Origin of the sequence: Neoaquamicrobium microcysteis, assembly GCF_008180155.1 — a bacterium.
GTDB lineage: Bacteria > Pseudomonadota > Alphaproteobacteria > Rhizobiales > Rhizobiaceae > Aerobium > Aerobium microcysteis.
In genome coordinates this window covers 136,637-161,084 of the sequence record NZ_VSZS01000058.1, presented here as the reverse complement: position 1 = coordinate 161,084, position 24,448 = coordinate 136,637, and the positions used below count along the sequence as shown (strand labels likewise).

The window sequence follows — 24,448 nt, the reverse complement described above, 5'->3', positions numbered from 1 at the left end:
GCCAGCTGCCATTTGCGCTGTTGTGGAGTTGACGCATTAGCCGTCGTCGCTTGCGCCTTGCTCAGATCTTGGTGATGAGGTCGGTCGCTCGTACGGCGCAAGCCCCCTCGCCTCGCGCGAGAATTGCCGATGATGATGCCATGGCCGATACGGCTCGCGGATGGCGAAGCCGGCTTGTGCCTTGGGAGCGCGCGTAGCGATCGGGTCGGCGTGCGCTTCATCAATGGTCGCACGCTCTCCGTTTCGAAACACGATCCCGACGCTGCCGCGCCGCGCCAGATCTCGTTTGGTAATGACGAGAGGGCCGGCGCTGGCGCAAGGGTTTCTGGCCGTGGCGTCGTCTATCACGATCAGGCTGGCGTAGGAGCAGGCCGCGGCAGCTGAGCTGACGTCCTGCGTATGGACGACGATACCGCTGCCATGATGCCGTGCGACACATGAGGTCTGGTCGCAGGAAAACGCGCTTTCGCCGGCATCCGCGTGCGCGACATCCAACACACTTATGTTTTCGGTTTTCCGCGGGCGAACGGTTTCGTCGGCATCGAGCGCTCGCTCCCAATTCTGCATGGTGAAGGCGCGGGGCCGATCCCGGTTGACGGTCACGCGTCCGTCCGAAAGCCGCAATGCCACCAGCCGCGCATCCTCCGAAACCAGCACGTCCGGCATCTCACGCATGGCAAGCAGTATCGTGCCTGCTACAAGCAATGGCGCCGCGAACCAGCGCAGCGCGCTGCCCGCCATGGTCAGGATCGCCAGTGCAGCTGTCAGGGCCAGAACGGCCGAGAGCGGTATCGCGCCGGTTGCATCGAATGCCGAGCGGTCCGCAAGCCAAAGCGCGATCGCGTTCATCGCGGCGATCCCCATCCCCATCGCTTGCAGCGGCAAGCCATCCAGCCCGAACGGCATCGCCAGCGTGGCCAGTACAGCCATCGGCATGACCACCACCGAGACGAACGGCATCGCGGCGAGGTTGGCGATGAGACCTAGCGGTGCTACCTGCTGGAAATGCCACGCCGTGTAGAGCGCGGTGGCGATACCGGCCACGACCGACGTCATGGAAAGTCCGGCGGCATATTTCGCACCTGCGCGCAGCGTCGCGACGAACGGGCCATGCGACACCGGCGGCGCTCGCTTTCGCCCCTGACGATATTGCGTCCACGCCGAATAGGCCGCGATCAGCGCCGCCGTGGCGGCAAACGACATCTGGAAGCTCGGCCCGACAACTTCATGCGGCGCCCAAAGCAGGATGATGATTGCCGAGATAGCGAGGTTGCGCATGGTCAGAGCCGCGCGGTCGAATATCACCGCGAGAAGCATAACCCCAAGCATGATGAAGGCGCGCTGCGCTGCTATCGTACCGCCGCACATCAGCAGGTAGAAGGCTGCAGCAGCCAGAGCGGTTGCCGCTGCGTATTTCTTTACGGGGCGGCGTGCGGAGAAGGTGGGCGCCAGAGCGAATGCGGTACGCATCGCGACCATTACCGTGCCGCCCACTAGCGCCATGTGCAGGCCCGAGATCGAGATCACGTGGTAGAGCCCCACGATCCGCAGCGCCTCGTTTATGTCTTCGGGTATCCCGGTGCGGATGCCGGTAATGAGTGCGGCCGCAATCCCGCCTTCCGGTCCGCCGATCGTCGTTTCGATGCGAGCCGCCATATCCAGGCGCCACTTCTCGAACCACGCCCACACGGTTTCGCTAGACGAAAGCGGTGTCTGTTGTGCCGTCAGCCGTGGATTGGAGAGGAAGAAGCCGACCGCGCCGATCCCGCTAAAATAGCTGTTGAAGGCAAAATCGTAGCTGCCGGGGCGAACTGGGCCTGACGCGGGCATCAATCTGACAACACCTTCGACCGTGTCGCCGGGTCTCAAACCTTCCGGCACGCTTCTGGCGGTGGCGCGCACCCGGTCTGGCCCGTAGCGCAGCGTCGGCCGCTCGGTTGCAACCACATCGAGCGTCAGTCGCACCCGGCCCGATATCTGGTGTTCTATACCCGCCACCTTTCCCGTCAGGCGCGTGGTGATCTCCGAACCCAGCATCGGAGTATCTGCTCTCCATGTCTCGAATTTTGCCGCGAGCATGCCGGTCGTGGTCAGGAACCCGGCCAGCAGAGCCGCGCGAAGCGCCGGCCGACTTCGGCACGTGAGCGCCACGCCGGCAAAAGCGGCAGCGATCAGAAACAGGCCGATAAAACGCGGCTCGTCGGCCAGCGAAAAATAGAGAAGCGACCCCGCAGCAAGAAAGACGGGGATGAAGAGGAACGCGTTGCCGTGGTCGAGTTCGCTTTCGAACGCCTGCTTCATCCGCGCCGGCGGCTTCACCCAGTCCGTGACCGCAGCAAAAGGGGCGCGGCGCTGCGGCAGCTTTTGCGCGGCATCCGTCTCGCCTTCTGGAGGCGTGCGGGAGGTCACGCCGAATTGTCGGCGCTCGTCCGTTGCCTCTTTCGTCTCCCCGCCCATGCCGCGTTCCCTGCCCGGTAATCGCTTGCACGCCCAAGCCTCTATGCTACATGAGCGCCAGCAAAAGACCACCGGCCGCACGCGGCCTGCCTCCCCCTCCGGAGAAGATGACATGTCCGACAAGGTCGTAACCCGTTTCGCGCCTTCGCCCACCGGCTATCTGCACATCGGTGGCGCGCGCACCGCGCTCTTCAACTGGCTTTACGCCAAGCATACTGGCGGCCTGATGCTGCTGCGCATCGAGGATACCGACAGGGAGCGCTCGACCGATGCCGCGACGACGGCAATCCTCGACGGACTTTCCTGGCTGGGCCTTCAGTGGGACGGCGAGCCGGTGTCGCAGTTTGCGCGCGCCGAGCGTCATCGCGAGGTGGCCGAAGAGCTGGTCCGGGCAGGCAAGGCTTACCATTGTTATGCCACCCCGGCGGAACTCGACGAGATGCGCGAGAAGGCCCGTGCTGAGGGCCGGCCACCGCGCTATGACGGCCGCTGGCGCGACCGCGACCCTTCAGAGGCACCTGCCGGCGTGAAGCCCGCCATCCGCATCAAGGCGCCGCGCGACGGCGAGACGCTTGTGCGCGACCGTGTGCAGGGTGACGTGCGCTTTCCCAACAAGGACCTGGATGATTTCATCATTCTGCGATCGGACGGCAACCCGACCTATATGCACGCCGTCGTGGTCGACGATCACGACATGGGCGTGACCCACATCATCCGCGGTGACGACCACCTGACCAACGCCGCACGCCAGACCGTCATCTACGAGGCGATGGGCTGGGACGTGCCCGTGATGGCGCATATCCCGCTGATCCACGGCCCGGACGGCGCCAAGCTCTCAAAGCGCCATGGCGCTCTTGGCGTCGAGGCGTATCGGGCGATGGGCTATCTTCCCGAGGCGCTGCGCAACTATCTGGCTCGCCTGGGGTGGAGCCACGGCGACGACGAGGTCATGTCCACGCAGGACATGATCGGCTGGTTCGAGATCGAGGACGTGAACAAGGGCGCGGCACGCTTCGACTACGCCAAGCTTGAAGCGCTCAACGGCGTCCATATGCGGCAGAGCGAAGACAGCGCGTTGCTGGAACAGTTTGTCGCTACGCTGCCCTATATCGAGGAGCGCGGCGCGATCCCGGTGGATTTGAACGAGACGCAGCGCGCCAGACTGCTGGCGGCGATGCCGGGCCTGAAGGAGCGGGCGAAGACTCTGGTGGAGCTCGCCGATAGCGCACAGTACCTGTTTGCGTCCCGGCCGCTGGAGCTGGATGAAAAAGCCACGCAGATACTCGACGCCGATGCGCGCTCGACGATTGCCTTGCTCGTGCCCGAGTTCGAAAAGATTGAAGACTGGTCTGCTGCATCGACCGAGGCGGTCGTGCGCGCTCACGCGGAACGAACCGGCCTCAAGCTCGGCAAGATCGCACAGCCTCTTCGTGCTGCACTCACCGGCCGCGCAACCTCACCGGGCGTGTTCGACGTGTTGGCGGTGCTGGGCCGTGAGGAGAGCGTCGCGCGGCTTCGCGATCAGGGGGCAGCCTAGCGCACGGCGCCCGAAAGAGGATGGTGGCTTAGGGACAACGGCCGGTGCCAAAACATCCAGCGAACGCGAAAAGCGCGAAAGCCGCAGATCGCAACGCGCATTCGCGGCAGGCGCATCTAACGTGCTTTTCGCGTTGCAACAATCTGCCTTTGGGATAGCTTGGCACGCCCCCGCAAATGGGCTAGCTAGAGCGCGCAATCGGAGCACGGTTGTTATGCGTGATAGCTGATCGGCATCGAGGGCAGGCAACGTACATTGAGAGGTGAATGCGATGACCAATTCGACTGCAAGGCTTGAATTCGAGGGCAAACCTACCGAATTCAAGGTTCGAAAAGGGTCGGTCGGGCCGGACGTCATCGACATCAGTTCCCTCTACAAGGACACCGGGGCGTTCACCTACGATCCGGGCTTCACTTCCACCGCAAGCTGCGAATCGAAGATCACCTATATCGACGGTGACGAGGGCGTGCTGCTGCACCGCGGCTACCCCATCGACCAGCTCGCCGAGCACGGCGACTTCCTCGAGACCTGCTATCTGCTGCTCTACGGCGATTTGCCGACGAAGGCGCAGAAGGACGACTTCGACTACCGTGTCACGCGCCACACGATGGTGCATGAGCAGATGACCCGCTTCTTCACGGGTTTCCGCCGCGACGCGCATCCGATGGCCGTCATGTGCGGCGTGGTCGGTGCGATGTCGGCGTTCTACCACGACTCCACCGACATCTCCGACCCGCACCAGCGCATGGTCGCCTCGATCCGCATGATCGCGAAGATGCCCACCATCGCTGCGATGGCCTACAAGTACCACATCGGCCAGCCCTTCATTTACCCCAAGAACGAGCTGAACTTCGCGGCCAACTTCCTGCATATGTGCTTTGCGGTGCCGTGCGAGGACTACAAGGTCAACCCGGTGCTGGCCCGCGCGATGGAGCGCATCTTCATCCTCCACGCCGACCACGAGCAGAACGCTTCCACCTCGACCGTGCGCCTTGCTGGCTCTTCGGGCGCCAACCCCTTCGCGTGCATCGCGGCTGGCATCGCCTGCCTCTGGGGCCCGGCTCACGGCGGCGCGAACGAGGCGGCACTCAACATGCTGGCCGAGATCGGCAGCGTCGATCGCATCCCCGAATTTATCGAGAAGGCCAAGGACAAGAACGATCCGTTCCGTCTCATGGGCTTCGGCCATCGCGTCTACAAGAACTACGACCCCCGCGCCAAGATCATGCAGAAGACCACGCACGAAGTGCTGGGCGAGCTCGGCATCAAGGACGACCCGCTGCTCGACGTGGCGATGGAACTGGAGCGCATTGCGCTCACCGACGAGTACTTCATCGAAAAGAAGCTCTACCCGAATATCGACTTCTACTCCGGCATCACGCTGAAGGCGCTAGGCTTCCCCACTACCATGTTCACGGTGCTGTTCGCGGTTGCGCGCACGGTGGGCTGGATCGCCCAGTGGAAGGAAATGATCGAGGATCCGAGCCAGCGCATCGGCCGCCCGCGTCAGCTCTACACCGGCGAAACCACGCGCGACTACGTGCCGATCGCCAAGCGCTGAACGGCTCGAGCTGCAGATACGAAACGGGCGCCACAGGCGCCCGTTTCGCTTTCAGGATAGCTTCCCGCGCGTCAGTCTCAGGACAGCTTCGGCGGCGAGTTGCCCTGCCGGTCGTTCCGTCGCCATTGCGGCGGCGACCTGCGCGAAACCTGCCATCTGCGAGGCTCGCGCGTGGGTATCGCCAATGAGCTGTTCGAGCTGGCGGGCGATCAGGCCGGGGCGGATGTTTTCGTCCAGATACTCGGGAACGACCGGCCAGTCTGCCACCAGGTTCGGCAGCGCGGCCGACCATGTGGTCACCAGACGTTTGATGATGGGCCCAAACACCCGGTCGGTCCGGTAGCAGGAGACGGTAGGCACTCCTGCCAGCGCCAGTTCCAGCAGCACAGTGCCAGAGGCCGCCAAGGCGGCGTCCGCCTCGCCGAACGCCTGCCACTTGCCCCGTTCGTCATGGATGATGCGCGGGCGAACCTGCCAGCTGTCACACGCAGCCTCCACGAGAGCGGCCACATGCGGCACGGTGGGAATGGCGATGTCGAGCCGGTTACCGCGCGCATGCAGAATGTTCACGATCTCGCCGAACGGCTCCATCAGTCTCGTTACCTCGCTACGGCGAGAGCCGGGAAGCACCAGCAGCCTGCGGGGGTTGTCCGCGTGATCCTGGGATGCGCGGGCGACCTGCGTCGCCAAAGCGTCTTCGATGCCTGAATGGGTCGTGAGCCGGTGGCCGACATAAGTGCCGTACGGGCCGTCGAGCCGCTTCAGCGCTTCCGGCTCGAACGGCAGGACGCATAGAATTTCGTCGATGTAAGGCCGCATCGCTGCGGCGCGAGCCGGCCGCCATGCCCACACGCTCGGGCAAACATAGTGCACGATGGGAATGGATGGGTCGGCCGCCCTCACCTTTCTCGCTACCCGCAGCGAAAAATCCGGGCTGTCGATCGTCACGAGGCAGTCGGGGTTGGCGCGCACCACGGCGTCCGCCGTCTGGCCGATGCGGCGCATCAGGCGCGGCAAGTCCTTCAGCACCGCGCTCACGCCCATCAGCGCGATCTCCGAGCCGTCGAACAGCGGGTCGAGACCAAGCGCGCGCAGATGCCTGCCACCCACGCCTGAGAGGGACGCTTCATGACCGCTCAGATCGGCAAGCGCAGTCGCGAGATCGGCGCCCAGCAGATCGCCGGACTCTTCGCCAGCAACGATGGCGATACGAAGCGGGCGCTGCGCCGTCATCGCTGCGCGTCCTCGCCGGGTTCCAGCCCGATGATGAAAAGGCCCAACTCGTCCGCACGGGCAACCGTGCTGTCGAAGTCGAGAATGAAGGAATTGCCGGCATCCACGGCCACGCCCGCCAACCCCGCCGCTTGTGCTGCGACGATCGTGTCTGGACCGATCGCGGGAAGGTCGACCCGCTTTTCCTGCAAGGGCTTGCGCCTTTTGACCAGTACCCCGCGCTTCTTGCCCGCAAGACGGCCATGGCTGCGCAAATCCGCCGTCCTGCGTAGAAGGCCGTCCGTGCCTTCGATGTCTTCGAGCGCTACCGCCCTGCCCCCGATTGCAACGGCGGCTTGCCCGATATCGAGCCTGCCTATGGCTAACGCGGCCTCGGATGCGGCGGCGATGTCGCGCTTGTCCTGGGCCGTCGGGCCTGCGCGCGTCAGGATGCCGGCGGGCGCGAGCAGATCAGGGACGATCTCGTGGGGGCCAACGACGCGTATCCCATTGGTTTCCAACAGTTCTATGACGGCGCGCAGCAAGCCGTCATCGCCACGCAACAGCCCCGCTGCCAGCCGCGGCAGGGCAAGAACCACCGGCACTGTCCACTTGATGCGCCGCAGGTTCGGACGCCGCGTGACATTGCCCGCCATAATGAGGCGGTCGACCCCTGCCTTGCGAAGTGCCGGCAAGAGCAGGCCTATCTGCTCGACCGAGAGTATGATCCGATCAAGGTCGCGGAAGGTATCCTCGTCTTCTGTTTCCTCGGATACGATCACGACAAATGGTGCGTCACCGCGTTGCTGCAGCGTGCGCGCGACCGCCACGGGTAGCGCACCGCCACCGGCAATGACAGCGATGCGGCCACCGCCCTCAGCTTGCGCAAGCTTCGACTCAGTCCTGCTCATCGTCGTCATCGGCGCCGCCGCCCAGAGGCGGCACGGCAAAGTGCCGCTTGCCTCGCGAGGTGATGAAGTCGACGATCTCGAGAACCGCGGGGGCATCGGCGTATCGGGCACGCACGGTTTCCGCGCTCTCGACCAGAGGGACACCGCTCGAAAACAGGTCGCGATAGGCAGCGCGCAGGCTGGCAAGATCGCTGCGGGCCATGCCGGACCGCTTCAGGCCGACGACATTGAAGCCGCGCAGCTTGGCCCTGTTGCCGACCGCCATGCCGTAGGGAATGACGTCGCCCACTACGGCGGAGCAGCCGCCGACAAATGCTCGCCGGCCGATGCGGACGAACTGATGCACGGCGGTGAGCCCCCCGATGATGACATGGTCGCCTATCTCGCAATGGCCGCCGAGCGTGGCCCCATGCGTGAGGGTGACGTTGTTGCCGACGATGCAGTCATGGGCGACATGCGAATAGGCGAGGAAGAAGCCGTTGTCGCCAACCACCGTCGCGCCGCGCCCGCTGTCGGTGCCGACATGCATGGTCACGGATTCACGGATGTCGCAGTTCGCGCCGATGGTCAGCGTGGTGCGCCCGCCCTTGTGCTTGGCGTCCTGTGGCGGCCCGCCAAGCGCGGCGAATGCCTGAGCCCGCGTGCCGGCGCCGACCGACGTCGCCCCGGTTACCGAAACGTGCCCGGCCAGATGGACATTATCGCCCAGTTCGACATCTGCGCCGACGTGGCAGAACGGACCGACATGCACGCCCGTGCCCAGCTTTGCGCCGGATTCCACGAACGCCGTCGGGTGAATGAAGGTTTCAGAACTCATGATTGCTATTACTTGGAAGGCTTTGGCGACATCATGGCGGAAATCTCCGCTTCGGCTACCTTCGCCCCTTCCACGAGCGCTTCGCAGGCGAAGCGCCAGATATTGCCGCGCTGCTTCAGCTTCCTGACGTGGATCTCCAGCCGGTCGCCCGGCACCACGGGACGGCGAAACTTGGCGTTGTCGATCGTCATGAAATAGACCAGCGAAGGCTTGTCCTCACCGGTTGAGCGGATGCAGATCGCGCCAGCCGTCTGCGCCATCGCTTCTACGATCAGCACGCCCGGCATGACCGGCTGCTCGGGGAAATGGCCCTGAAAATGCGGCTCGTTGGCCGTCACGTTCTTGATGCCGATGGCCGAATTGTCGGCGTCGATCTCGATGATGCGGTCGATCAGCAGGAAGGGATAGCGGTGCGGCAGCAGCCGCATGAGCTGCAGGATGTCGAGGCTGTCCAGCGAACTGGCGGAGGCGGCGTCATTCATCGCGCTGTCCCTTTCCCGTCTGATCGTTTGTCAATTTGCGGATGGTTGCGATTTCGCGGAACAGGCTCTTGAGTGGCTGCGCCGGCGCGCCGCCCCACCTCGCACCGCCTGGCACGTCGTTCATGACGCCGCTGCGGGCCGCGATCGCCGCACCGCTGCCGATGGTGATGTGGTCGGCCAAGCCCACGCTGCCCCCGAGCATCACGCCGTCGCCCAGCGTCACGGAGCCGGAAAGGCCACACTGGCCGGCAATCAGGCAGGCGCGCCCGATCCGCACATTGTGTGCAATCTGCACCAGATTATCGATCTTCGACGCCTCGCCGATAACCGTGTCCGTCAACGCACCCCGATCGACTGTCGTGTTCGCACCGATCTCGACATCGTCCTGGATGACGACGCGTCCCAACTGGGGAACCTTTTCGGGGATGCCCCGGCCGGGCACGAAGCCGAACCCGTCCTGGCCGATCCGCACGCCCGCATGGATGATGACACGGTTGCCGATCAGCGCGTTCTGCACGGTGGCGCCCGGGCCGATGAAGCCGTCGCGCCCTATCCTGCAGGAAAAACCCACAACCGCATTCGGCGCCACCACGGTGCCGCTGCCGATCTGGGCATGTGGACCGACCACGGCACCGGCCTCGATGATCGCGCCGGGCTCAATGAGCGCGAGAGGGTGGACATGGGCTCCTGCAGACACCCCGGTTTCGCCGGTCAAAGGAGCTGGCCTTACGGAGGACGGGAACATCAGCCGGCCGACCGCCGCGAAATCCTGCTGTGGCCGTGCAGATACTAGAATGGCGCTGTTGCCGCGCACTGATCCCGCAACATCCTGCGTACAAAGGACGACAGAGGACTCGATGGTTGCGAGCTTGGCTGCGTTGCGCTTGCCGTCAACGAAAATCAGCCCCGTCGCGCTGCCTTCGCTGGCGGCTGCGAGCGAAGTAACGGCATTGCCGGCTCGTTCGGGATTACGAAGCTCCGCGCCCGTCAGCGCTGCAATCTCGCCTGCTGTGAACTGGCGCGACGGTTCGAAGAATACCGGATCGGTCATACAAGCCTTCTCTTCCGGGCCGTCTAAAGCGGCCCGGAAGTGCGTTACCCGTCATCCGAACACCTGCGTCCCCACATGGCCCGGAGCGGCGCTCCAACTCATGCCGCAGCGGGTATCCCACAGCGGCCCCTCTCCTGTATCCGGTTTATCAGAACCGTGTCGAGATGCCGAAGCTGAAGTTCTGGATCTGGTCGCCTTCTTCCTTGACCACCGGCACGGCGTAATCGACGCGCAGCGGACCGAAGGGCGATGCCCAGATCAGGCTTGCGCCGACCGAGGCGCGCCATTCCAACTCGGTTCCCTGGATGGGACCGAAACCGGAGAGCTTCGTACCGTAAAGCGTTGCGGCATCTGCGAAAACCGCACCGCGAAGGCCGATACCCGTCGGGATCAGCGGCATCGGGAACTGCGCTTCGGCGGACGCGTTGAAATACGTCGTACCGCCAAGGTGGTTGTAGACCGTATTGCCGTTTGTGTCCGTCGTGGTCTGGTAGGGACCGATGCCGTTGTTCTTGAAGCCACGAATCATCCGGTCGCTGTTCTGGAAATTGTCGAACACGCGAATGTCGTTGTCGCCATAAGCCTGAATGTGGCCTGCACCGGCAGACAACACGCCGACCAGGTCCAACTCCGACGAAAGGGTCTGGTAGTAGCTGCCGCGAGCCGTGATCTTCGCCCAGCGCGCATCGCCACCAAGACCGGCGACCTCAAGAGTCGTGTTGGCGTAGAGGCCGTCACGCGGGTTGCGCATGTCGTCGATCGTGTTGAAGATCAGCGAACCGCTGACCGAGGACTTCGTCCACGGGCTTTCGTTCTCAATCGCGTTCTTCAGATAATCGGAAAGCGTACACCGGGGGTCGTTCGGAATGGGATTGCCATTCGCATCGACGCAGACGCCGCTATACTTGTACTTTTCCTGCGTCAGATTGTAGGCAAGCTGTGTGCTGAGCGCTTCCGTAATCGGCAAGCCGAAACGCACCGTGCCGCCGGTAAGCTCGCTGTTGTAACCCTGGTTGAACTCGCGCGTCTGGCGATAGATATCGAAGCCGGCGCTGATGCGGCGACCGAGGAAGTAGGGCTCGGTAAACGACAGCGTGTAGTCGCGTGAGTTCTTGCCCGCGCCGACCGCAAGACGGATCGACTGGCCGCGGCCGAGGAAGTTGCGCTCCGCAACCGAGCCCTCGACGCTGAACCCTGCGGTAGGGCCGGAACCCGTGGTATAGCCGCCGCCGATGGACAGTTCGCCAGTCGACTTCTCGATCACGTCGACGACAAGGACAACCTGATCGGGCTCGGAGCCCGGTGCGGTCGCGATGTTCACCGTCTCAAAGAAATCAAGCGCTTCCAACCGGCGCTTTGCGCGCTGGATGAGAACCTGATTGAAGGCATCGCCCTCGCTGACATCGAACTCGCGACGGATCACATAGTCGCGGGTGCGCTGGTTGCCGCGGATTTCGATACGCTCGATATAGGCGCGCGGACCCTCATCGATCGTGTAGACGACCGAAATCGTCTGGTTCTCGAAATTACGATCGCCGCGCGGCGTGACCTGCGCAAACGCATAGCCGAGATCAGCAACGCGCTCCGAAAGACCGACGATCGAATCCTCGACGTCCTTCGCGCTGTAGTAGGAGCCGGGACGCGACTTGACTTGCGCGCGCAGCTGCTCGTTGCTCAGGCCTTCGATGGTGCTTTCCACGTCGACATTACCGAAGGTGTAGCGCTGCCCTTCGTCCACCGAGAAGCTGATGCGATAGGCGTTGGCCGCCTCGTCGAACTGGCCGACCGAGGACAGAACCCGGAAATCGGCATAGCCACGGTTGTAATAGAAGCGGCGGAGCGCTTCCTCGTCGGCACGCAGACGATCTTCGTCGTAGATGTCGTTGCGCGTAAGAACGGACAGGATGTTCGACTGCTTGGTCGAGACGACCTCGCGAAGACGGCCGTCCGAGAACGCCGAATTGCCTTCGAAGGTGATCGAGGCGATCTTGGTGCGCCCACCTTCCTGCACGTTGTAGACGACGTTGACGCGACCTTCGCCGAGATCGACCACCTGGCCGGTAACGACGGCGTCGTCGCGTCCGATGCGGCCATAGGCCTGCTTGATGGTCTCGATGTCGGCATCCATCAGCGCGGTCGAGTAGGAACCGCGCGGCTGCACCTGAATCTGGCGCGCCAGATCGGCGTCCTTGATCTTGCGGTTGCCCTGGAAGAGCACGTTGTTGACGATGGCGTTCTCATCGACGCTGATGACCAGCGTCGAGCCGCTCTGGTTGATGCGCACGTCGGAGAACAGGCCTGTGGCGAACAGGCGCTTCACCGCCTCGTCGATGTCGCCGCTGGTGAAATTTGCACCCGGACGGATCGCAACATAGTTACGGATCGTTTCCGCGTCGACCCGGCTGTTACCCCGCACCTCGATGCTGCTGACCACGGCGGCCTGCGCAACGGAAAGGGTTGCGAGCTGCAATGCACCCGCCCCGGACAATACGACACCGGTCGAGAGGGCCACCGCCGAAGCGGCGCTCAACAAACTGGAAGCTGCCTTCATTGGGCTTTTAAACCTTTTATTCTCGTAGTCCCCACGGCGAGAAATCCGGACGTCGCGGACAAGTCTGCTACCGTATTACCCGTATTTTCCATACACGCAAGGCTCCGGGTTAATATGCGTTTACTAAATCCCCGAGCGTGGCATTCGCGTCACTCTTAATCGGCCCCATGGTAAATGACCGGTCAATTTGCTTACGAAGCCATACATTTCATTCACTTTTCAGCAACCGAACAGGTCGTTCCAGAACACGAACACCATGAAGGCGAGAACGAGCAGAAGACCGATTCGGTAGATCATCTCCATGACCCGTTCCGAAACCGGCCGCCCGGCGGCTGCCTCGATGCCATAGAACACCAGATGCCCACCGTCGAGAGGCGGAATCGGCAGAAGATTGAGAAAACCGATACCCACTGAAAGCAGCGCCACTAGCTGCACCAGCCATTCAAAGCCCAGCGAGGCCGCCCTGCCCGCCATGTCGGCGATCTTCACCGGCCCGCCAAGCTGGCAGCGGTCTTCCCGACCGACTGCAAAGCGCTGCAGGAACTGCCCCGTGCGCACTATGATGAAGGCGGTTTCCTTCACCGCCTCGCTGACCGATTCGAGCGGATTGAAGGTCAGGTGCCGCGGCTGGCCGAGCTCATCATTGTTGACCACGCCGATCACGCCTACACGGATAGTATTTCCCAGCGCGTCGGTCTGCTCGACGATCTCGGGCGTAGCTGTCAGCGTCACCTCGTCTTCGCCGCGCATCATCACGAATACGAGGGGGTCGCCCGCGCGGCCGGAAACCATCCGCTGAACGTCGCCGAACGTGCTGACGCCGCGCCCGTTGACGGAGACGAACCGGTCGCCAGGCTGGAAGCCGGCAGCCTCTGCCGGGCTTTCGGCACGCACCTCGGCCACCGTGGGCTCGGACACATAGCGCCCGTAGATCGAGAACATCACGGAGAAAACGGCGATAGCCAGCAGGAAGTTGAACAGCGGCCCGGCAAAGACGGTTGCGGCACGCTTCCAGACCGGTTGGAGATGGAATGATTCGCGGCGTTCCTGCGGGCTCAGCGCCTCGTTTGCCGCCTGGCTCGACGGATCGCTGGTGACGCTCATGTCGCCGACGAATTTCACGTAACCGCCAAGCGGCACGGCGGACAGTTTCCAGCGCGTGCCCTTGCGGTCGTTGAAGCCGAAGAGCTCCGGCCCGAAGCCGATGGAAAACTCACGCACGCCGATGCCACACCAGCGTCCGACGAGATAGTGGCCCATCTCATGCACGAAAACGACGACGGTCAGCACGAACAGGAAGGGAATGATCGTCGTGATGATGATGTTGTCGAGGCTGAAGAATGTAGCGATAAATTCGTTCAAGACGGTCCCTTACCCGTTTGGCGTGCAGCGTTTCGCCTCATACCGCACAAATACCGGCGAATCCGTGTCCGAAACTGACCGAATTGTTTTCACCGTCGCCCATAGCGGCGCTTGCTTCCGATCAGCGCGCGAAAAAGGCATGCGCCGGCGCATCGACGCCGGCAGCAAGCGCGCCGATGACGAACATCGCGAATGCGGCCGCAACCAGCCCGTCCACGCGGTCCATCACCCCGCCATGACCGGGAATCAGCTGGCTGGAATCTTTCGCGCCGAAACGACGCTTGAGCGACGATTCGAACAAGTCGCCGAGTTGCGAAACGACCGAAAGCGCAAACCCGGTGACAAGCATTGCGGCCACGCCCCAAGCCGCGCCGACCCACAATGCGACGATGACGCCTGCCACGATACCGGCCAGGGTGCCGCCGATTGCGCCGCTCCATGTCTTGCCCGGCGATATCGAAGGCGCGAGCTTGGGCCCGCCCACAGCCTTGCCGACGAAATAGGCCAGGATGTCGGTGGCCCAGACGACGGCAAACAGGAACAGCGTCGCGGCGAGACCCGCCCAGTCGCCGCCTCGAAGCGCCGCAAGCGAGATCGCCGAAAGCCCGGCATAGGCGAGCCCGGCGACGGGCCAGAAGCCCACCTTCGCATAGGCGGCGTGCGTGGCTGCTAGGATGGTGGCGGCGGCAAGAGCGAGCAGCAATGTCGTCCCGGAAATCCCAACGACGAGCATGAGCAGCACCACCGCCAGCAGCACCGCCAGCACAAGCCGGTGCGGACTCCTGTGCTGCGGCAGGGCCATCGCCATCCACTCATAGAGAATCGCGCCGCCGATCGCGGCACTCAGAAGCCGAAACCAGATGCCGCCTGCCCATGTGAGCGCCAGGACGGCGACGATCAGCACGACGCCGGAAATGACGCGTTCCTGAAGATTGCTCCGGCCGGTAGCGGCCGTCATAGCGCGACGTCGCGAGCGGTTACGCCGCCGAATCGGCGCTCGCGGCTGGCGAAGCTTTCGATGGCTTCCTCCAGTTGCGCGGTGCCGAAATCAGGCCAGTAGCACGGCATGAAGATCAGTTCGGCATAGGCAGCCTGCCAGAGCAGGAAATTGGAAAGGCGCATCTCGCCGCTGGTACGGATGACGAGGTCAGGATCGGGAATGAGCTTGGTGTCGAGAAACCGGCCGAACATCTCCGGCGTGATCGTGGCCGGATCCAGCGTGCCCGAGCGAGCCGCCTCCGCCATCTTCTGCGCAGCCCGGGCGATCTCGTCGCGCGCACCGTAGTTGAACGCGATGACGAGGTTCATCGCCGTATTCTTCGCCGTCAGCGTCTCGGCTTCCTCCACCAGCGCGCGGATGTCCGAAGCCAGGCTTTCCCGTTCGCCTATCATGCGGACGCGCACGCCAGCCTGATGAATTTCGGCCAGATCCCGCCGGATGAAAAGCTTCAGCAGCCCCATCAGGTCGCTGACCTCGGACTTGGGCCGTGACCAGTTCTCGGATGAGAACGCGTAGACCGTCAGCCACTCCAGGCCCAGATCGCCTGCCGCCCTGACTGTGCGCCGCAGCGCCTCCACGCCTGCGCGATGCCCCGCCGCGCGCGGCAGGCCGCGTGCTTTTGCCCAGCGGCCATTGCCGTCCATGATGATCGCGATGTGGGCGGGCTTCAAATCCCGGTTCCTTTCCGCAGGGCCGCATGTTCCGCCGGGCTGACCGGCGCGCAGTCAGACCTGCATGATTTCCGCTTCCTTCTCTGACAGCAGGCTGTCGATGGAAGCGATCGTATCGTCCGTCAGTTTCTGGACCCGTTCGGACTGGACGCGCGAATCGTCCTGGCTGATCTCGCCGTCCTTTTCCGCCTTCTTGGCGTGCTCCATGCCGTCGCGGCGCACATGGCGGGCGGCAACCTTGGCGCTTTCGGCATATTGATGCGCGATCTTGACCAGTTCCTTGCGGCGCTGCTCGTTGAGTTCGGGCAGCGGGATGCGCAGGTTGGTGCCATCGACGATGGGGTTGAAGCCGAGATTGCTTTCGCGAATTGCACGATCGACCGCGCCGACGAGCTGCTTGTCCCACACGGATACGGCGATCATGCGTGGCTCGGGCACCGAGACGGTCGCCACCTGATTGATCGGCATCGGGGCGCCGTAGGCCTGTACCTGTATAGGATCGAGCAGGTTGGCAGAGGCGCGCCCCGTGCGCAGGGACGCAAGATCGTGCTTGAAGGCGCTGATGGCACCATCCATGCGACGCTGCATATCCTTGAAATCAACTCCGATGCTCATCTGACCCTCCGCTGCCGGCATCGCCGGTCTTTACTGTATGGACTGTTTCGGCTGATGCCTTCAGGCGTCGCTGACCACGGTGCAGCGGCCTTCGCCACGCAGAATGGCGCCAAAACCGCCCTCTTCATGTATCGAATAGACGATTATCGGAATGTGGTTCTCGCGCGCAAGTGCAATTGCGGCGGCATCCATGATCGAAAGCCCGTCGCGAAGCACATCCGAATGCGTGATGCGCTCATAACGTGTCGCCGACGGGTCTTTCTTGGGGTCGGCCGTGTAGACTCCGTCCACCTGCGTGCCCTTGAACAGCGCATCCGCCCCGATTTCGGCTGCACGAAGGGCCGCGGCCGAATCGGTCGTGAAGAACGGGTTGCCCGTGCCGCCGGCAAAAATGACCACCTTGCCCTGGTTCATGTAGGCCGTGGCCTGCCGTTGCGAAAAGCTTTCGCACAGCTCGGGCATCGCGATAGCGGACAGAACGACGGCATCGACGCCGATCTTGACCAGCGAGGTGCGCAGCGCCAGCGAGTTGATGACGGTGGCGAGCATTCCCATGTGGTCGCCGGTGACCCGGTCGCCACCCTTGGAGGCGACCGCCACGCCACGGAAGATGTTGCCGCCGCCGATGACGACCCCGACCTCGACGCCCATCTGCCGTGCCTCGCGTATGTCGGAGGCAATGCGATCGACCACCGAGACGTCGATACCGAACCCCTGATCGCCCATCAGCGCCTCGCCGGAGGCTTTCAGCAGGACACGGCGATAGGCTGGCTTGGGCGACATGGAAACCTCGTCTGCGGGTGATGCGAAGCTGCGATACACGAAGGGCGCCGCGATGTCACGCGACGCCCTTCGAAAGTCGTTTGAAAGGAAGGGCTCAGCCCTTGGCTGCGGCCGCGACCTCGGCTGCGAAGTCGCTCTCTTCCTTCTCGATGCCCTCGCCCAGTGCAAAGCGGACGAAGCCGGTGATCTTCGCTTCCGCGCCGATCTCCTTCTCGGCAGCCTTCAGCGCCTGCTCGACCGTCAAGTCGGGGTTCAGCACGAAAGCCTGCTTCAGCAGCACGACTTCCTCGTAGAACTTGCGCATGCGGCCTTCGACCATCTTTTCGATGATGTTCTCGGGCTTGCCCGACTCGCGGGCCTGCGCGGCGAAGATGTCCTTCTCGCGGGCGACGGCAGTCGCGTCGACCTCTTCGGCCGTCAGCGCCATCGGGTTGGTGGCCGCAACGTGCATCGCGACCTGACGGCCGAATGCGCGCGCGGCTTCGGCGTCACCGGTCGTCTCGACGGCAACCAGCACGCCCATCTTGCCGAGGCCATCGACGACGGCGTTGTGCACGTAGGTGGCCACCGCGCCGGACGATACCGCGAGCCTTGCCGAACGGCGTAGGCTCATGTTCTCGCCGATCGTGCCGACGGCGTCCTTGATGGTGTCGGTGACGCTCTTCTCGCCCGCGGGATAGGTTGCCGCAGCAACCGCATCGACGGTGCCGTCGGTCGTCAGCGCGACCTGCGCGACGTTGCGCACGATATCCTGGAAGGCATCGTTGCGTGCGACGAAGTCGGTTTCCGAGTTGACCTCGACCACGACGGCGCCCGAAGCGTCCGAAGCGACGCCGATGAGGCCTTCGGCAGCCGTGCGGCCGGCCTTCTTGTCAGCCTTGGAGATACCCTTCTTGCGCAGCCAGTCCACGGCGGCCTCGATGTCGCCATTGGTCTCGGCCAGGGCTGCCTTGCAGTCCATCATGCCCGCGCCGGTCATGTCGCGGAGCTGTTTCACCTGTGCAGCGGAAATGCTCATTGTCGCCTCTTCAATTCCGTTCGTTCAAAAAGCGCGGCGCACCGTGGGTTTCCAAGGTGCGCCTGCCGAAAGTTAAAAGTGATGGCCGCTGGCGCGGCCGGCAGGATTACGCGCCCTTGTTTTCCTCGGCGGGCGTCTCGTCCAGTGCAGGCTCCGCGGGAGCCTCGGCCGAAGCGCCGACATCGACGCCCAGCGCGCCCTGCTGACGGGCGATGCCGTCGATCGCCGCCTTGGCGATGAGGTCGCAATAGAGCTGGATGGCGCGGGCTGCGTCGTCGTTGCCCGGAATCGGGTAGTCGATCTTGTCCGGATCGCAGTTGGAATCGATGATCGCAACAACCGGGATGCCGAGACGCTTGGCTTCCTGGATCGCGATCGCTTCCTTGTTGGTGTCGATCACGAACATCAGGTCCGGCGTCGAGCCCATGTCCTTGATGCCGCCCAGCGCCTTGTCCAGCTTCTCGCGCTCACGCTCGAGGTTCAGGCGCTCCTTCTTGGTGAAGCCCTGGGCCTCGCCGGCCAGCAGCTCGTCGAGCTTGCGCAGGCGGGAGATCGAGTTGGAGATCGTCTTCCAGTTGGTCAGCATGCCGCCGAGCCAGCGCGAATTGACGTAGTACTGCGCGGAGCGCGAAGCCGAATCGGCGACGATGTCGGACGCCTGACGCTTGGTGCCGACGAACAGCACGCGGCCGCCACGGGCCACGGTGTCGGACACGACCTTGAGCGCCTGGTGCAGCAGCGGCACGGTCTGCGACAGGTCGATGATGTGGATGTTGTTGCGGGCGCCAAAGATATAAGGCGCCATTTTCGGGTTCCAGCGGTGGGTCTGGTGGCCGAAGTGAACACCAGCCTCGAGAAGCTGGCGCATGCTGTAATCAGGCAGAGCCATTGTCTTTTCCTTTTCCGGTTTGCCTCCACGGACCATCGACGGATCGGGGCAGTCCCCTCTCCGCCACCGGAGGTCTCAGCCGGATTTCTCCCGGTCAGAGGCCAAAGCCCGTGTGTGGAATGTGCGCGCATATAGAGGCTGTGGCGGTAAAACGCAACCGCCTCGGTGTCAGGTCATTCCGCCGCAGCCGGCAATTGCTGTCTCATCTTGTTCTTGCGGGGCTCGCGCACTCGGCGGAAAACGGCGACGATCTGCTCGCGCCCGACGGGCTGCGCACCCATGCGTACGGCGCGATCCCGCTCCAGCCCGGTCAGGTCGTAGTGCGGAGCGGATGTCTTCGGCGGCCCCTGATAGGCGTGGCGGTGGATGCCTATCCTTGCCGCGAAGCGATGCAGTTCGGCCTCGTCGTCGGCAAGCATATGGCACCATCGGCGTCCCGCCCAAGGCCAAACCGGCTCGTCCACATAGACCGCCACGCAACTACTCGGCGCAGTTTTCAGGTGCGTCGAACAGCGACAGATCGACCAGCCGACCGGTCATGGAAAAATCGCCGTAGTCCATCACGAGATCGCGCGTCACGCCGTTCTCGTGCAGCTTGAAGCTGATCCGGTAGGTCGGCAGTTCCTCGCCTTCGTCGCTTTCCATGTCGAAATAGGCGATATCGACCGGCCAGAACGCGTCGTCGCTCAGTGGAGCGATTGCTTCGGCTTCCGGGTCGTTGGCGGGAACCGGCGCTTCCTTGCCGATGATGACGGTTGTCGTCATCACCTTGTTGGCGTCTTCCGAACCATCGAACAAAGTCGTCTCGTAGAAACTGTCGCCTTCCTCGGCCTTGCGGATCAACTCCAGCAGGTGCTGGGTTGGAAACTGGGTGGCTTCGAGCTGCAGTTCCTGCGTCTCGGGCTTCTCGATCGAGACGACGGTGGCGGCCGGGTTGCCGCCAGCCGACAGCCGCGCGGTGCCCTTCAATTCCTTTTGAAGCGCTTCGTCGATGAAGGACCGCGTGACGAAACTGAAGCTCTCGCCGTCCCCGTCCTCGTAGGTGGTCGTCTGCTGGTCGGTCATACGCGCGCTGTCAGCCGTTTCGATCTGGGTCACGAATCGAAACGTCACCGTGTAGCCGTCACAGGCCGAACCGTTGAACTCATAAACCATGCGGCCGCTGATACCCGTGATCCCCGAGCGGTCGAAGGCCTGCTCCAGCGCGAGATCGTAGACCGCGCGGTGCGGCACCAGGGCAGCGGCCTGCGCGGGGGCGAGGCCGAGCATCGGCAAAGACAGGAAGGCAGGAAGGGCAAGGCGCGCAATGCGCATGAACAATTCTCCGTAGCGCGGCGCGTGCCGCAATCTGTCTATTCACCACAGGAAACATTCGTGGCAGAAGCAGGGCGCGTTTCGCAAGCCGTCCTCTCCTGCTTGCCAGCATAAGGAATAGATCATGGGCGACACAATCCAAAACCGCCTCTCCGCGCTGGGCGTCACCCTGCCCGCCGCAGCCGCGCCCGCAGCCAATTACGTGCCGTTTGCGCAGAGCGGCAACCTGTTGCTGACAGCGGGGCAATTGCCACTGGCGGAAGGCAAGCTGATGGCATCGGGCCTGCTAGGACGCGACCTCGACACGGATGCCGGCAAGAAGGCGGCCCGGCTGTGCGCGATCAACATCCTCGCCCAAATCCAGGCTGCGACCGGCGATCTGGAGCGAATCGCCCGTCTGGTGAAGATCACGGTATTCGTGGCTTCGACACCCGATTTTACCGAACAGCATCTCGTCGCTAACGGCGCGTCGGATTTTCTGGCCGACGTGCTGGGGGCGCGCGGCAAGCATGCGCGCTCGGCGGTGGGTGTCGCGGTGCTGCCGTTGAACGCGGCCGTCGAAATCGAAGCCATCGTCGAACTGAAATAGGCACCCTCATGACCGACCTTTCCTGGCTGACGAGCCGGCCGATCGCGCATCGCGGCTATCACGATCTCAACAACGCGCGGTGGGAGAACACGCTGTCGGCATTCGATGCCGCGATCGAAAAGAACTATGCCATCGAGTGCGACGTGCATCTTTCAGCGGATGGCGTTCCCGTGGTCTTCCATGACGGCGTGCTAAAGCGTCTGTGCGGACAGGAAGGTGCCATATTCGAAAAGACCGCCGGCGAGCTGGCTCAGATGAAGGTGGGCGGCACGACCGACCATGTGCCGACGCTGGCCGAGATGCTCGCCCGCGTGCGCGGCCGCGTCCCGCTCGTCATCGAACTGAAGGGTATCGAAGGCAAGGATGAGGGGCTCGTTGCAGCGGTCGCCGAGGCGCTGGCAGTTTATGAGGGCAATGCGGCCATCATGTCGTTCGATCACTGGCTGATCCGGCAGTTCGCCACGCAGGCTCCCGGCATTCCCGCCGGCCTGACCGCCCACGGCCGCATGATGCCCGATCTGGAAGCGCATTTTTCCATGCTGGCACATCCGATCTCGTTCGTTTCGTTCGGGGTCCACGACCTGCCCAATCCGTTCGTCGCGTTCGTGCGCGAGAAGCTCGCAATGCCGGTCATCACGTGGACGGTACGCAACGACGAGGCCCTCACCACGACGTTCGCCCATGCGGACCAGATGACCTTCGAGGGTTTTGAGGCCTGAGCGTTGCGAAACCGTGATCGCCACGATCTTGCAACGCACAATGGGTGTCGTATCTAGAAGGCATGAGCGACATCCGTGACGGGGAGGCAGACTCCGACGATGGTGAATTTGTTATTCGCGTCGTCCAGAGCATGTCGGCGTTTTCACCGGATGAATGGGGAACCCTTGGCGGAACGACGCGACGGGATTCCAGCACCCCCTACAACCCGTTCGTTTCGCACGCCTTCCTGCTTTCGCTTGAGGAGAGCGGCTGCGCGACGATGCAGACAGGCTGGCTTGGGCAGCATCTGCGGCTGGAGGGGCCCGACGGGAAGCTCGTCGGCGCGGTACCTTGCTATCTGAAGAACCATAGCCAGGGTGAATATGTCTTCGACCATGGGTGGGCAGACGCTTTCGAGCGCGCCGGCGGGCGCTACTATCCTAAGCTGCAGGCGTCGGTGCCGTTCACGCCAGCGGCAGGACCGCGCCTGCTCACCGCGCTGACGGGCAATGCTTCGACCACGCGCATGGCGCTCGCCGAGGGGCTCAAGGCGCTTAACGACAGGCTCGGCACTTCCTCTGTGCACGTCACTTTCGCGCAAGAAGTGGACATCGAAAATCTGACGCAGGCAGGTTTCCTGCACCGCACCGATCAGCAGTTCCATTTCTTCAACGAGGGCTACGGCAGCTACGAGGATTTTCTCGACACTCTCGCCTCACGCAAGCGCAAGGCGCTGAAGCGCGAGCGACGCGAGGCGCTTGCCCCCGGCATCGGGATCGAATGGCTGACCGGCCGCGACCTGACTGAGGCGGTGTGGGACGACTTCTACGCCTTCTACATGGACACCGGCGGGCGCAAATGGGGCCGGCCATATCTCAATCGCAAATTCTTCTCGCTCGTCGGCGAACGTATGGCCGACGATATCCTTCTGGTGATGGCGCGTCGCGATGGCCGATACATAGCCGGGGCAATCAACTTCATCGGGGCGGACACTCTCTATGGCCGCAACTGGGGTTGCGTGGAGGATCATCCGTTTCTGCACTTCGAGGTCTGCTACCATCAGGCAATCGACTTCGCTATCGCGAACGGACTGAAGGTCGTGGAGGCAGGCGCGCAGGGCGAACACAAGCTGGCGCGCGGCTATCTGCCGGTCACGACCCATTCCGCCCACCACATCGCGCATCCCGGCCTGCGCAACGCCGTCGCGGATTACCTGCGCCGCGAGCGTCGCGAGGTGGAGGAGATCGGCGAATATCTGGAAGAGCGCGCTCCGTTCAGGAGAGGCTGAGCCGCCGCCGCAGGTTGACCTTGACGGCGCGAACGCCGAAACATGCGCCGACAATCGCGCATATCGAGGAAGACATGAGCAAGGCCGCCTACGACAACGACAACGTCTTCGCCAAAATCCTTCGCGGCGAACTACCCGCCCACAAGCTCTACGAGGACGACGCTACATTCGCGTTCATGGACATCATGCCGCGCGGCGACGGCCACTGTCTCGTGATCCCCAAGCAGCCCTCTCGCAATATCCTGGATGTTGAGGCGGATAGCCTCGCCGCCGTCATGGCTACGACGCAGAAGCTGGCGCGCGCCGTGGTGAAGGCGTTCTCCGCCGACGGTGTGACCGTCCAGCAGTTCAACGAGCCTGCGGGCGGACAAGTCGTCTTTCACCTTCACGTCCACATCATTCCCCGTTTCGAAGGTGTGAGTCTCAAGCCGCATACCGGGCAGATGGAAGATCCGGGCGTCCTTGCTGCCAACGCAGAAAAGATCAGGGCCGCGCTGGCCGCCTAGTCAGCCGTCGAATCCGATCAAATAGAGGCCCGTTATCAGCACGGCCTCGGCCGCGAGAATGCCGGCCACGACGCTCTTGCGCACCAGCAGATAGGTGGCGAACCCGGCCGCTGCCGCGAACATGCGCAGGGCCATCGGCGCGGCGGCGAGCGCGCCGCTCGGAAACACGATGAGGTTGCCTATCACCGCCGCCACGAGTGCGGTTGCGAGTGCCCGCACCATCACCAGCGCGTCGGTATCCTCGCGCAACCGGCCACCGAGATAGACGCCGAGAAACCGCCACGCGTTGGTCGCGAACCATCCGGCGATGAGAATGAAAAGATACGGCCACCACCAGGTGTCGAGCGCGTCGAATGTCATGATGGTGCGCCCTTCCCTTTGCGAAGCCTGTGGATCAGGAATGCGCCCACACCGCCGATCACGCCGGCTGCAAGCAGGTCGAAGCCCGGCAGCAGAACGTGAAAGACCGGCCCGAGCACGAGCCCGAAGATCATCGCGAAATGGCTGGCGCTTTCGCGGGCCGAGCCCCACAGCGAAGTGAGGAAATAGATCGGCGTCAGCATCAGCAGCGCGGCCGACAGGGTTGGCGACAGGCTGCCGGCTACCACGTACATCACCGTGACGACCAGCATGTTGACGCCGACCAGCGTTCCGCCCAGCCCTGCATACCATGCCGTCCGCATGTCGCGCGGCACCTCGCGAAGGCGCTCCATCGCCAGCACCCAGGATGTCACCGCAACGAATTGCGACAGCAGATAAAGCACCCAGGGCCGCGTCTTCTCGGTGCGCAGTTCCGGTACCAGCACGACCACCATCGGGGTCAAGCGCACCGATGAGAGCGCGACGGCGAATGCGGCGGCAGGCAACGAGCTTCCAGCCAGGATCGCGCCGATCAGCACCACCTTGGCGGGCAGCGCCCACACGACGCCGACCATGAACACCGCCTGCGGCAGGGTGATTCCCGCTTCACGCGCCAGTCCGGCAAAACCCACGAAGGCGCTCATGAGGATGAGGGCGGGGATCGAAACGCAAGCCACTACGCCTTTGAAAAACCAGCGGCGGTAGTCGGAAGCGTTGGGAGGAGAATGCGGAGCAGGTTCGGCCATGTCCTATGGCCGATAGCATAGGGTTCCGT

The 24,448-nt window shown here is 63.4% G+C and carries 24 protein-coding genes; 6 read left to right on the top strand and 18 right to left on the bottom strand.

The features are described from left to right. Nucleotides 1-36: 36 nt before the first annotated feature. Nucleotides 37-2,457, bottom strand: a complete 2,421-nt coding sequence (locus tag FY036_RS07155; RefSeq protein WP_148914026.1) for a ComEC/Rec2 family competence protein — start codon at nucleotides 2,455-2,457, stop codon at nucleotides 37-39. Nucleotides 2,458-2,569: 112 nt separating this feature from the next. Between FY036_RS07155 and gltX the strand changes: the two genes are divergently transcribed. Together gltX and gltA are read left to right on the top strand one after the other, a co-directional pair. Further along, the gene (gene gltX / locus FY036_RS07150) at nucleotides 2,570-3,994 is read left to right on the top strand and encodes a glutamate--tRNA ligase (RefSeq protein ID WP_148914025.1); all 1,425 of its coding nucleotides are present in this window, start codon (nucleotides 2,570-2,572) and stop codon (nucleotides 3,992-3,994) included. Between the two features lie 271 nt (nucleotides 3,995-4,265). After that, nucleotides 4,266-5,555 carry a citrate synthase gene (gltA, locus tag FY036_RS07145; RefSeq protein WP_148914024.1) on the top strand — a complete coding sequence of 430 codons (1,290 nt, stop codon included), beginning with the start codon at nucleotides 4,266-4,268 and terminating at the stop codon, nucleotides 5,553-5,555. 51 nt (nucleotides 5,556-5,606) lie between these two features. Here the strand turns inward: gltA and lpxB are convergent, their stop codons facing one another. The 15 genes from lpxB to FY036_RS07070 form a co-directional block, all read right to left on the bottom strand. Continuing rightward, nucleotides 5,607-6,788 carry a lipid-A-disaccharide synthase gene (gene lpxB / locus FY036_RS07140; protein ID WP_148914023.1) on the bottom strand — a complete coding sequence of 394 codons (1,182 nt, stop codon included), beginning with the start codon at nucleotides 6,786-6,788 and terminating at the stop codon, nucleotides 5,607-5,609. Then, nucleotides 6,785-7,678, bottom strand: coding sequence for an LpxI family protein (locus FY036_RS07135; protein ID WP_328593096.1), 894 nt, complete (start codon nucleotides 7,676-7,678; stop codon nucleotides 6,785-6,787). Before FY036_RS07135 ends, lpxB begins: the two co-directional genes overlap by 4 nt. Then, nucleotides 7,665-8,495, bottom strand: coding sequence for an acyl-ACP--UDP-N-acetylglucosamine O-acyltransferase (gene lpxA, locus FY036_RS07130; protein ID WP_148914021.1), 831 nt, complete (start codon nucleotides 8,493-8,495; stop codon nucleotides 7,665-7,667). The genes FY036_RS07135 and lpxA overlap by 14 nt, the downstream gene beginning before the upstream one ends. Before the next feature lie 8 nt (nucleotides 8,496-8,503). After that, nucleotides 8,504-8,977 (bottom strand): 3-hydroxyacyl-ACP dehydratase FabZ, encoded by a 474-nt coding sequence (gene fabZ / locus FY036_RS07125; protein ID WP_148914020.1) that lies wholly within the window; start codon nucleotides 8,975-8,977, stop codon nucleotides 8,504-8,506. Next, nucleotides 8,970-10,028, bottom strand: a complete 1,059-nt coding sequence (lpxD, locus tag FY036_RS07120) for a UDP-3-O-(3-hydroxymyristoyl)glucosamine N-acyltransferase (RefSeq protein ID WP_148914019.1) — start codon at nucleotides 10,026-10,028, stop codon at nucleotides 8,970-8,972. Before lpxD ends, fabZ begins: the two co-directional genes overlap by 8 nt. A 148-nt stretch (nucleotides 10,029-10,176) precedes the next feature. Then, nucleotides 10,177-12,579 (bottom strand): outer membrane protein assembly factor BamA, encoded by a 2,403-nt coding sequence (bamA, locus tag FY036_RS07115; protein WP_148914018.1) that lies wholly within the window; start codon nucleotides 12,577-12,579, stop codon nucleotides 10,177-10,179. A gap of 219 nt (nucleotides 12,580-12,798) precedes the next feature. Beyond that, nucleotides 12,799-13,941: an RIP metalloprotease RseP gene (rseP, locus tag FY036_RS07110; protein WP_148914017.1), complete on the bottom strand. Its 1,143-nt coding sequence runs from the start codon at nucleotides 13,939-13,941 to the stop codon at nucleotides 12,799-12,801. 121 nt (nucleotides 13,942-14,062) lie between these two features. Beyond that, nucleotides 14,063-14,899: a phosphatidate cytidylyltransferase gene (locus FY036_RS07105; RefSeq protein WP_148914016.1), complete on the bottom strand. Its 837-nt coding sequence runs from the start codon at nucleotides 14,897-14,899 to the stop codon at nucleotides 14,063-14,065. Further along, nucleotides 14,896-15,612, bottom strand: coding sequence for an isoprenyl transferase (locus FY036_RS07100; protein WP_148914015.1), 717 nt, complete (start codon nucleotides 15,610-15,612; stop codon nucleotides 14,896-14,898). The genes FY036_RS07105 and FY036_RS07100 overlap by 4 nt, the downstream gene beginning before the upstream one ends. A 54-nt stretch (nucleotides 15,613-15,666) precedes the next feature. Next, on the bottom strand, nucleotides 15,667-16,227 hold the full coding sequence (frr, locus tag FY036_RS07095; RefSeq protein WP_148914014.1) for a ribosome recycling factor: 561 nt from the start codon (nucleotides 16,225-16,227) through the stop codon (nucleotides 15,667-15,669). Between the two features lie 60 nt (nucleotides 16,228-16,287). Continuing rightward, on the bottom strand, nucleotides 16,288-17,010 hold the full coding sequence (gene pyrH / locus FY036_RS07090) for a UMP kinase (RefSeq protein ID WP_148914013.1): 723 nt from the start codon (nucleotides 17,008-17,010) through the stop codon (nucleotides 16,288-16,290). 94 nt (nucleotides 17,011-17,104) lie between these two features. Then, complete coding sequence (gene tsf / locus FY036_RS07085; RefSeq protein WP_148914012.1) at nucleotides 17,105-18,028, bottom strand: translation elongation factor Ts; 924 nt, start codon at nucleotides 18,026-18,028, stop codon at nucleotides 17,105-17,107. Between the two features lie 106 nt (nucleotides 18,029-18,134). Next, nucleotides 18,135-18,917 carry a 30S ribosomal protein S2 gene (gene rpsB / locus FY036_RS07080; RefSeq protein WP_148914011.1) on the bottom strand — a complete coding sequence of 261 codons (783 nt, stop codon included), beginning with the start codon at nucleotides 18,915-18,917 and terminating at the stop codon, nucleotides 18,135-18,137. A gap of 173 nt (nucleotides 18,918-19,090) precedes the next feature. Beyond that, a complete protein-coding gene (locus FY036_RS07075) occupies nucleotides 19,091-19,381 on the bottom strand; it encodes a DUF4031 domain-containing protein (RefSeq protein ID WP_407941138.1) in 291 nt (96 codons plus the stop codon). Nucleotides 19,382-19,397: 16 nt separating this feature from the next. Then, entirely contained in the window at nucleotides 19,398-20,231 is an 834-nt protein-coding gene (locus FY036_RS07070) for a cell envelope integrity EipB family protein (protein ID WP_148914009.1), read from the bottom strand. 124 nt (nucleotides 20,232-20,355) lie between these two features. On the opposite strand from FY036_RS07070, the gene FY036_RS07065 reads away from it, so the two are divergent. The 4 genes from FY036_RS07065 to FY036_RS07050 all read left to right on the top strand — a co-directional run bounded on the left by FY036_RS07065 (nucleotide 20,356) and on the right by FY036_RS07050 (nucleotide 23,313). Next, a complete protein-coding gene (locus FY036_RS07065) occupies nucleotides 20,356-20,820 on the top strand; it encodes a RidA family protein (RefSeq protein ID WP_148914008.1) in 465 nt (154 codons plus the stop codon). Between the two features lie 8 nt (nucleotides 20,821-20,828). Further along, on the top strand, nucleotides 20,829-21,539 hold the full coding sequence (locus FY036_RS07060; RefSeq protein WP_148914007.1) for a glycerophosphodiester phosphodiesterase: 711 nt from the start codon (nucleotides 20,829-20,831) through the stop codon (nucleotides 21,537-21,539). Between the two features lie 131 nt (nucleotides 21,540-21,670). After that, entirely contained in the window at nucleotides 21,671-22,807 is a 1,137-nt protein-coding gene (locus FY036_RS07055; RefSeq protein ID WP_407941137.1) for a GNAT family N-acetyltransferase, read from the top strand. A 74-nt stretch (nucleotides 22,808-22,881) separates the two neighbouring features. Beyond that, on the top strand, nucleotides 22,882-23,313 hold the full coding sequence (locus tag FY036_RS07050) for an HIT family protein (protein ID WP_148914005.1): 432 nt from the start codon (nucleotides 22,882-22,884) through the stop codon (nucleotides 23,311-23,313). Here the strand turns inward: FY036_RS07050 and FY036_RS07045 are convergent, their stop codons facing one another. Next, the gene (locus FY036_RS07045; protein ID WP_148914004.1) at nucleotides 23,314-23,673 is read right to left on the bottom strand and encodes an AzlD domain-containing protein; all 360 of its coding nucleotides are present in this window, start codon (nucleotides 23,671-23,673) and stop codon (nucleotides 23,314-23,316) included. It abuts the gene before it with no gap. Next, nucleotides 23,670-24,419, bottom strand: coding sequence for an AzlC family ABC transporter permease (locus FY036_RS07040; RefSeq protein ID WP_235897570.1), 750 nt, complete (start codon nucleotides 24,417-24,419; stop codon nucleotides 23,670-23,672). Before FY036_RS07040 ends, FY036_RS07045 begins: the two co-directional genes overlap by 4 nt. Nucleotides 24,420-24,448: the final 29 nt, after the last annotated feature.

Bases quoted from the DNA above. Each gene is read 5' to 3' on its own strand.
- FY036_RS07155 (WP_148914026.1), bottom strand. From the start codon at position 2,457: ATGGGCGGGGAGACGAAAGAGGCAACGGACGAGCGCCGACAATTCGGC.
- gltX (WP_148914025.1), top strand. From the start codon at position 2,570: ATGTCCGACAAGGTCGTAACCCGTTTCGCGCCTTCGCCCACCGGCTAT.
- gltA (WP_148914024.1), top strand. From the start codon at position 4,266: ATGACCAATTCGACTGCAAGGCTTGAATTCGAGGGCAAACCTACCGAA.
- lpxB (WP_148914023.1), bottom strand. From the start codon at position 6,788: ATGACGGCGCAGCGCCCGCTTCGTATCGCCATCGTTGCTGGCGAAGAG.
- FY036_RS07135 (WP_328593096.1), bottom strand. From the start codon at position 7,678: ATGAGCAGGACTGAGTCGAAGCTTGCGCAAGCTGAGGGCGGTGGCCGC.
- lpxA (WP_148914021.1), bottom strand. From the start codon at position 8,495: ATGAGTTCTGAAACCTTCATTCACCCGACGGCGTTCGTGGAATCCGGC.
- fabZ (WP_148914020.1), bottom strand. From the start codon at position 8,977: ATGAATGACGCCGCCTCCGCCAGTTCGCTGGACAGCCTCGACATCCTG.
- lpxD (WP_148914019.1), bottom strand. From the start codon at position 10,028: ATGACCGATCCGGTATTCTTCGAACCGTCGCGCCAGTTCACAGCAGGC.
- bamA (WP_148914018.1), bottom strand. From the start codon at position 12,579: ATGAAGGCAGCTTCCAGTTTGTTGAGCGCCGCTTCGGCGGTGGCCCTC.
- FY036_RS07105 (WP_148914016.1), bottom strand. From the start codon at position 14,899: ATGACGGCCGCTACCGGCCGGAGCAATCTTCAGGAACGCGTCATTTCC.
- frr (WP_148914014.1), bottom strand. From the start codon at position 16,227: ATGAGCATCGGAGTTGATTTCAAGGATATGCAGCGTCGCATGGATGGT.
- pyrH (WP_148914013.1), bottom strand. From the start codon at position 17,010: ATGTCGCCCAAGCCAGCCTATCGCCGTGTCCTGCTGAAAGCCTCCGGC.
- tsf (WP_148914012.1), bottom strand. From the start codon at position 18,028: ATGAGCATTTCCGCTGCACAGGTGAAACAGCTCCGCGACATGACCGGC.
- rpsB (WP_148914011.1), bottom strand. From the start codon at position 18,917: ATGGCTCTGCCTGATTACAGCATGCGCCAGCTTCTCGAGGCTGGTGTT.
- FY036_RS07070 (WP_148914009.1), bottom strand. From the start codon at position 20,231: ATGCGCATTGCGCGCCTTGCCCTTCCTGCCTTCCTGTCTTTGCCGATG.
- FY036_RS07065 (WP_148914008.1), top strand. From the start codon at position 20,356: ATGGGCGACACAATCCAAAACCGCCTCTCCGCGCTGGGCGTCACCCTG.
- FY036_RS07060 (WP_148914007.1), top strand. From the start codon at position 20,829: ATGACCGACCTTTCCTGGCTGACGAGCCGGCCGATCGCGCATCGCGGC.
- FY036_RS07055 (WP_407941137.1), top strand. From the start codon at position 21,671: ATGTCGGCGTTTTCACCGGATGAATGGGGAACCCTTGGCGGAACGACG.
- FY036_RS07050 (WP_148914005.1), top strand. From the start codon at position 22,882: ATGAGCAAGGCCGCCTACGACAACGACAACGTCTTCGCCAAAATCCTT.
- FY036_RS07045 (WP_148914004.1), bottom strand. From the start codon at position 23,673: ATGACATTCGACGCGCTCGACACCTGGTGGTGGCCGTATCTTTTCATT.
- FY036_RS07040 (WP_235897570.1), bottom strand. From the start codon at position 24,419: ATGGCCGAACCTGCTCCGCATTCTCCTCCCAACGCTTCCGACTACCGC.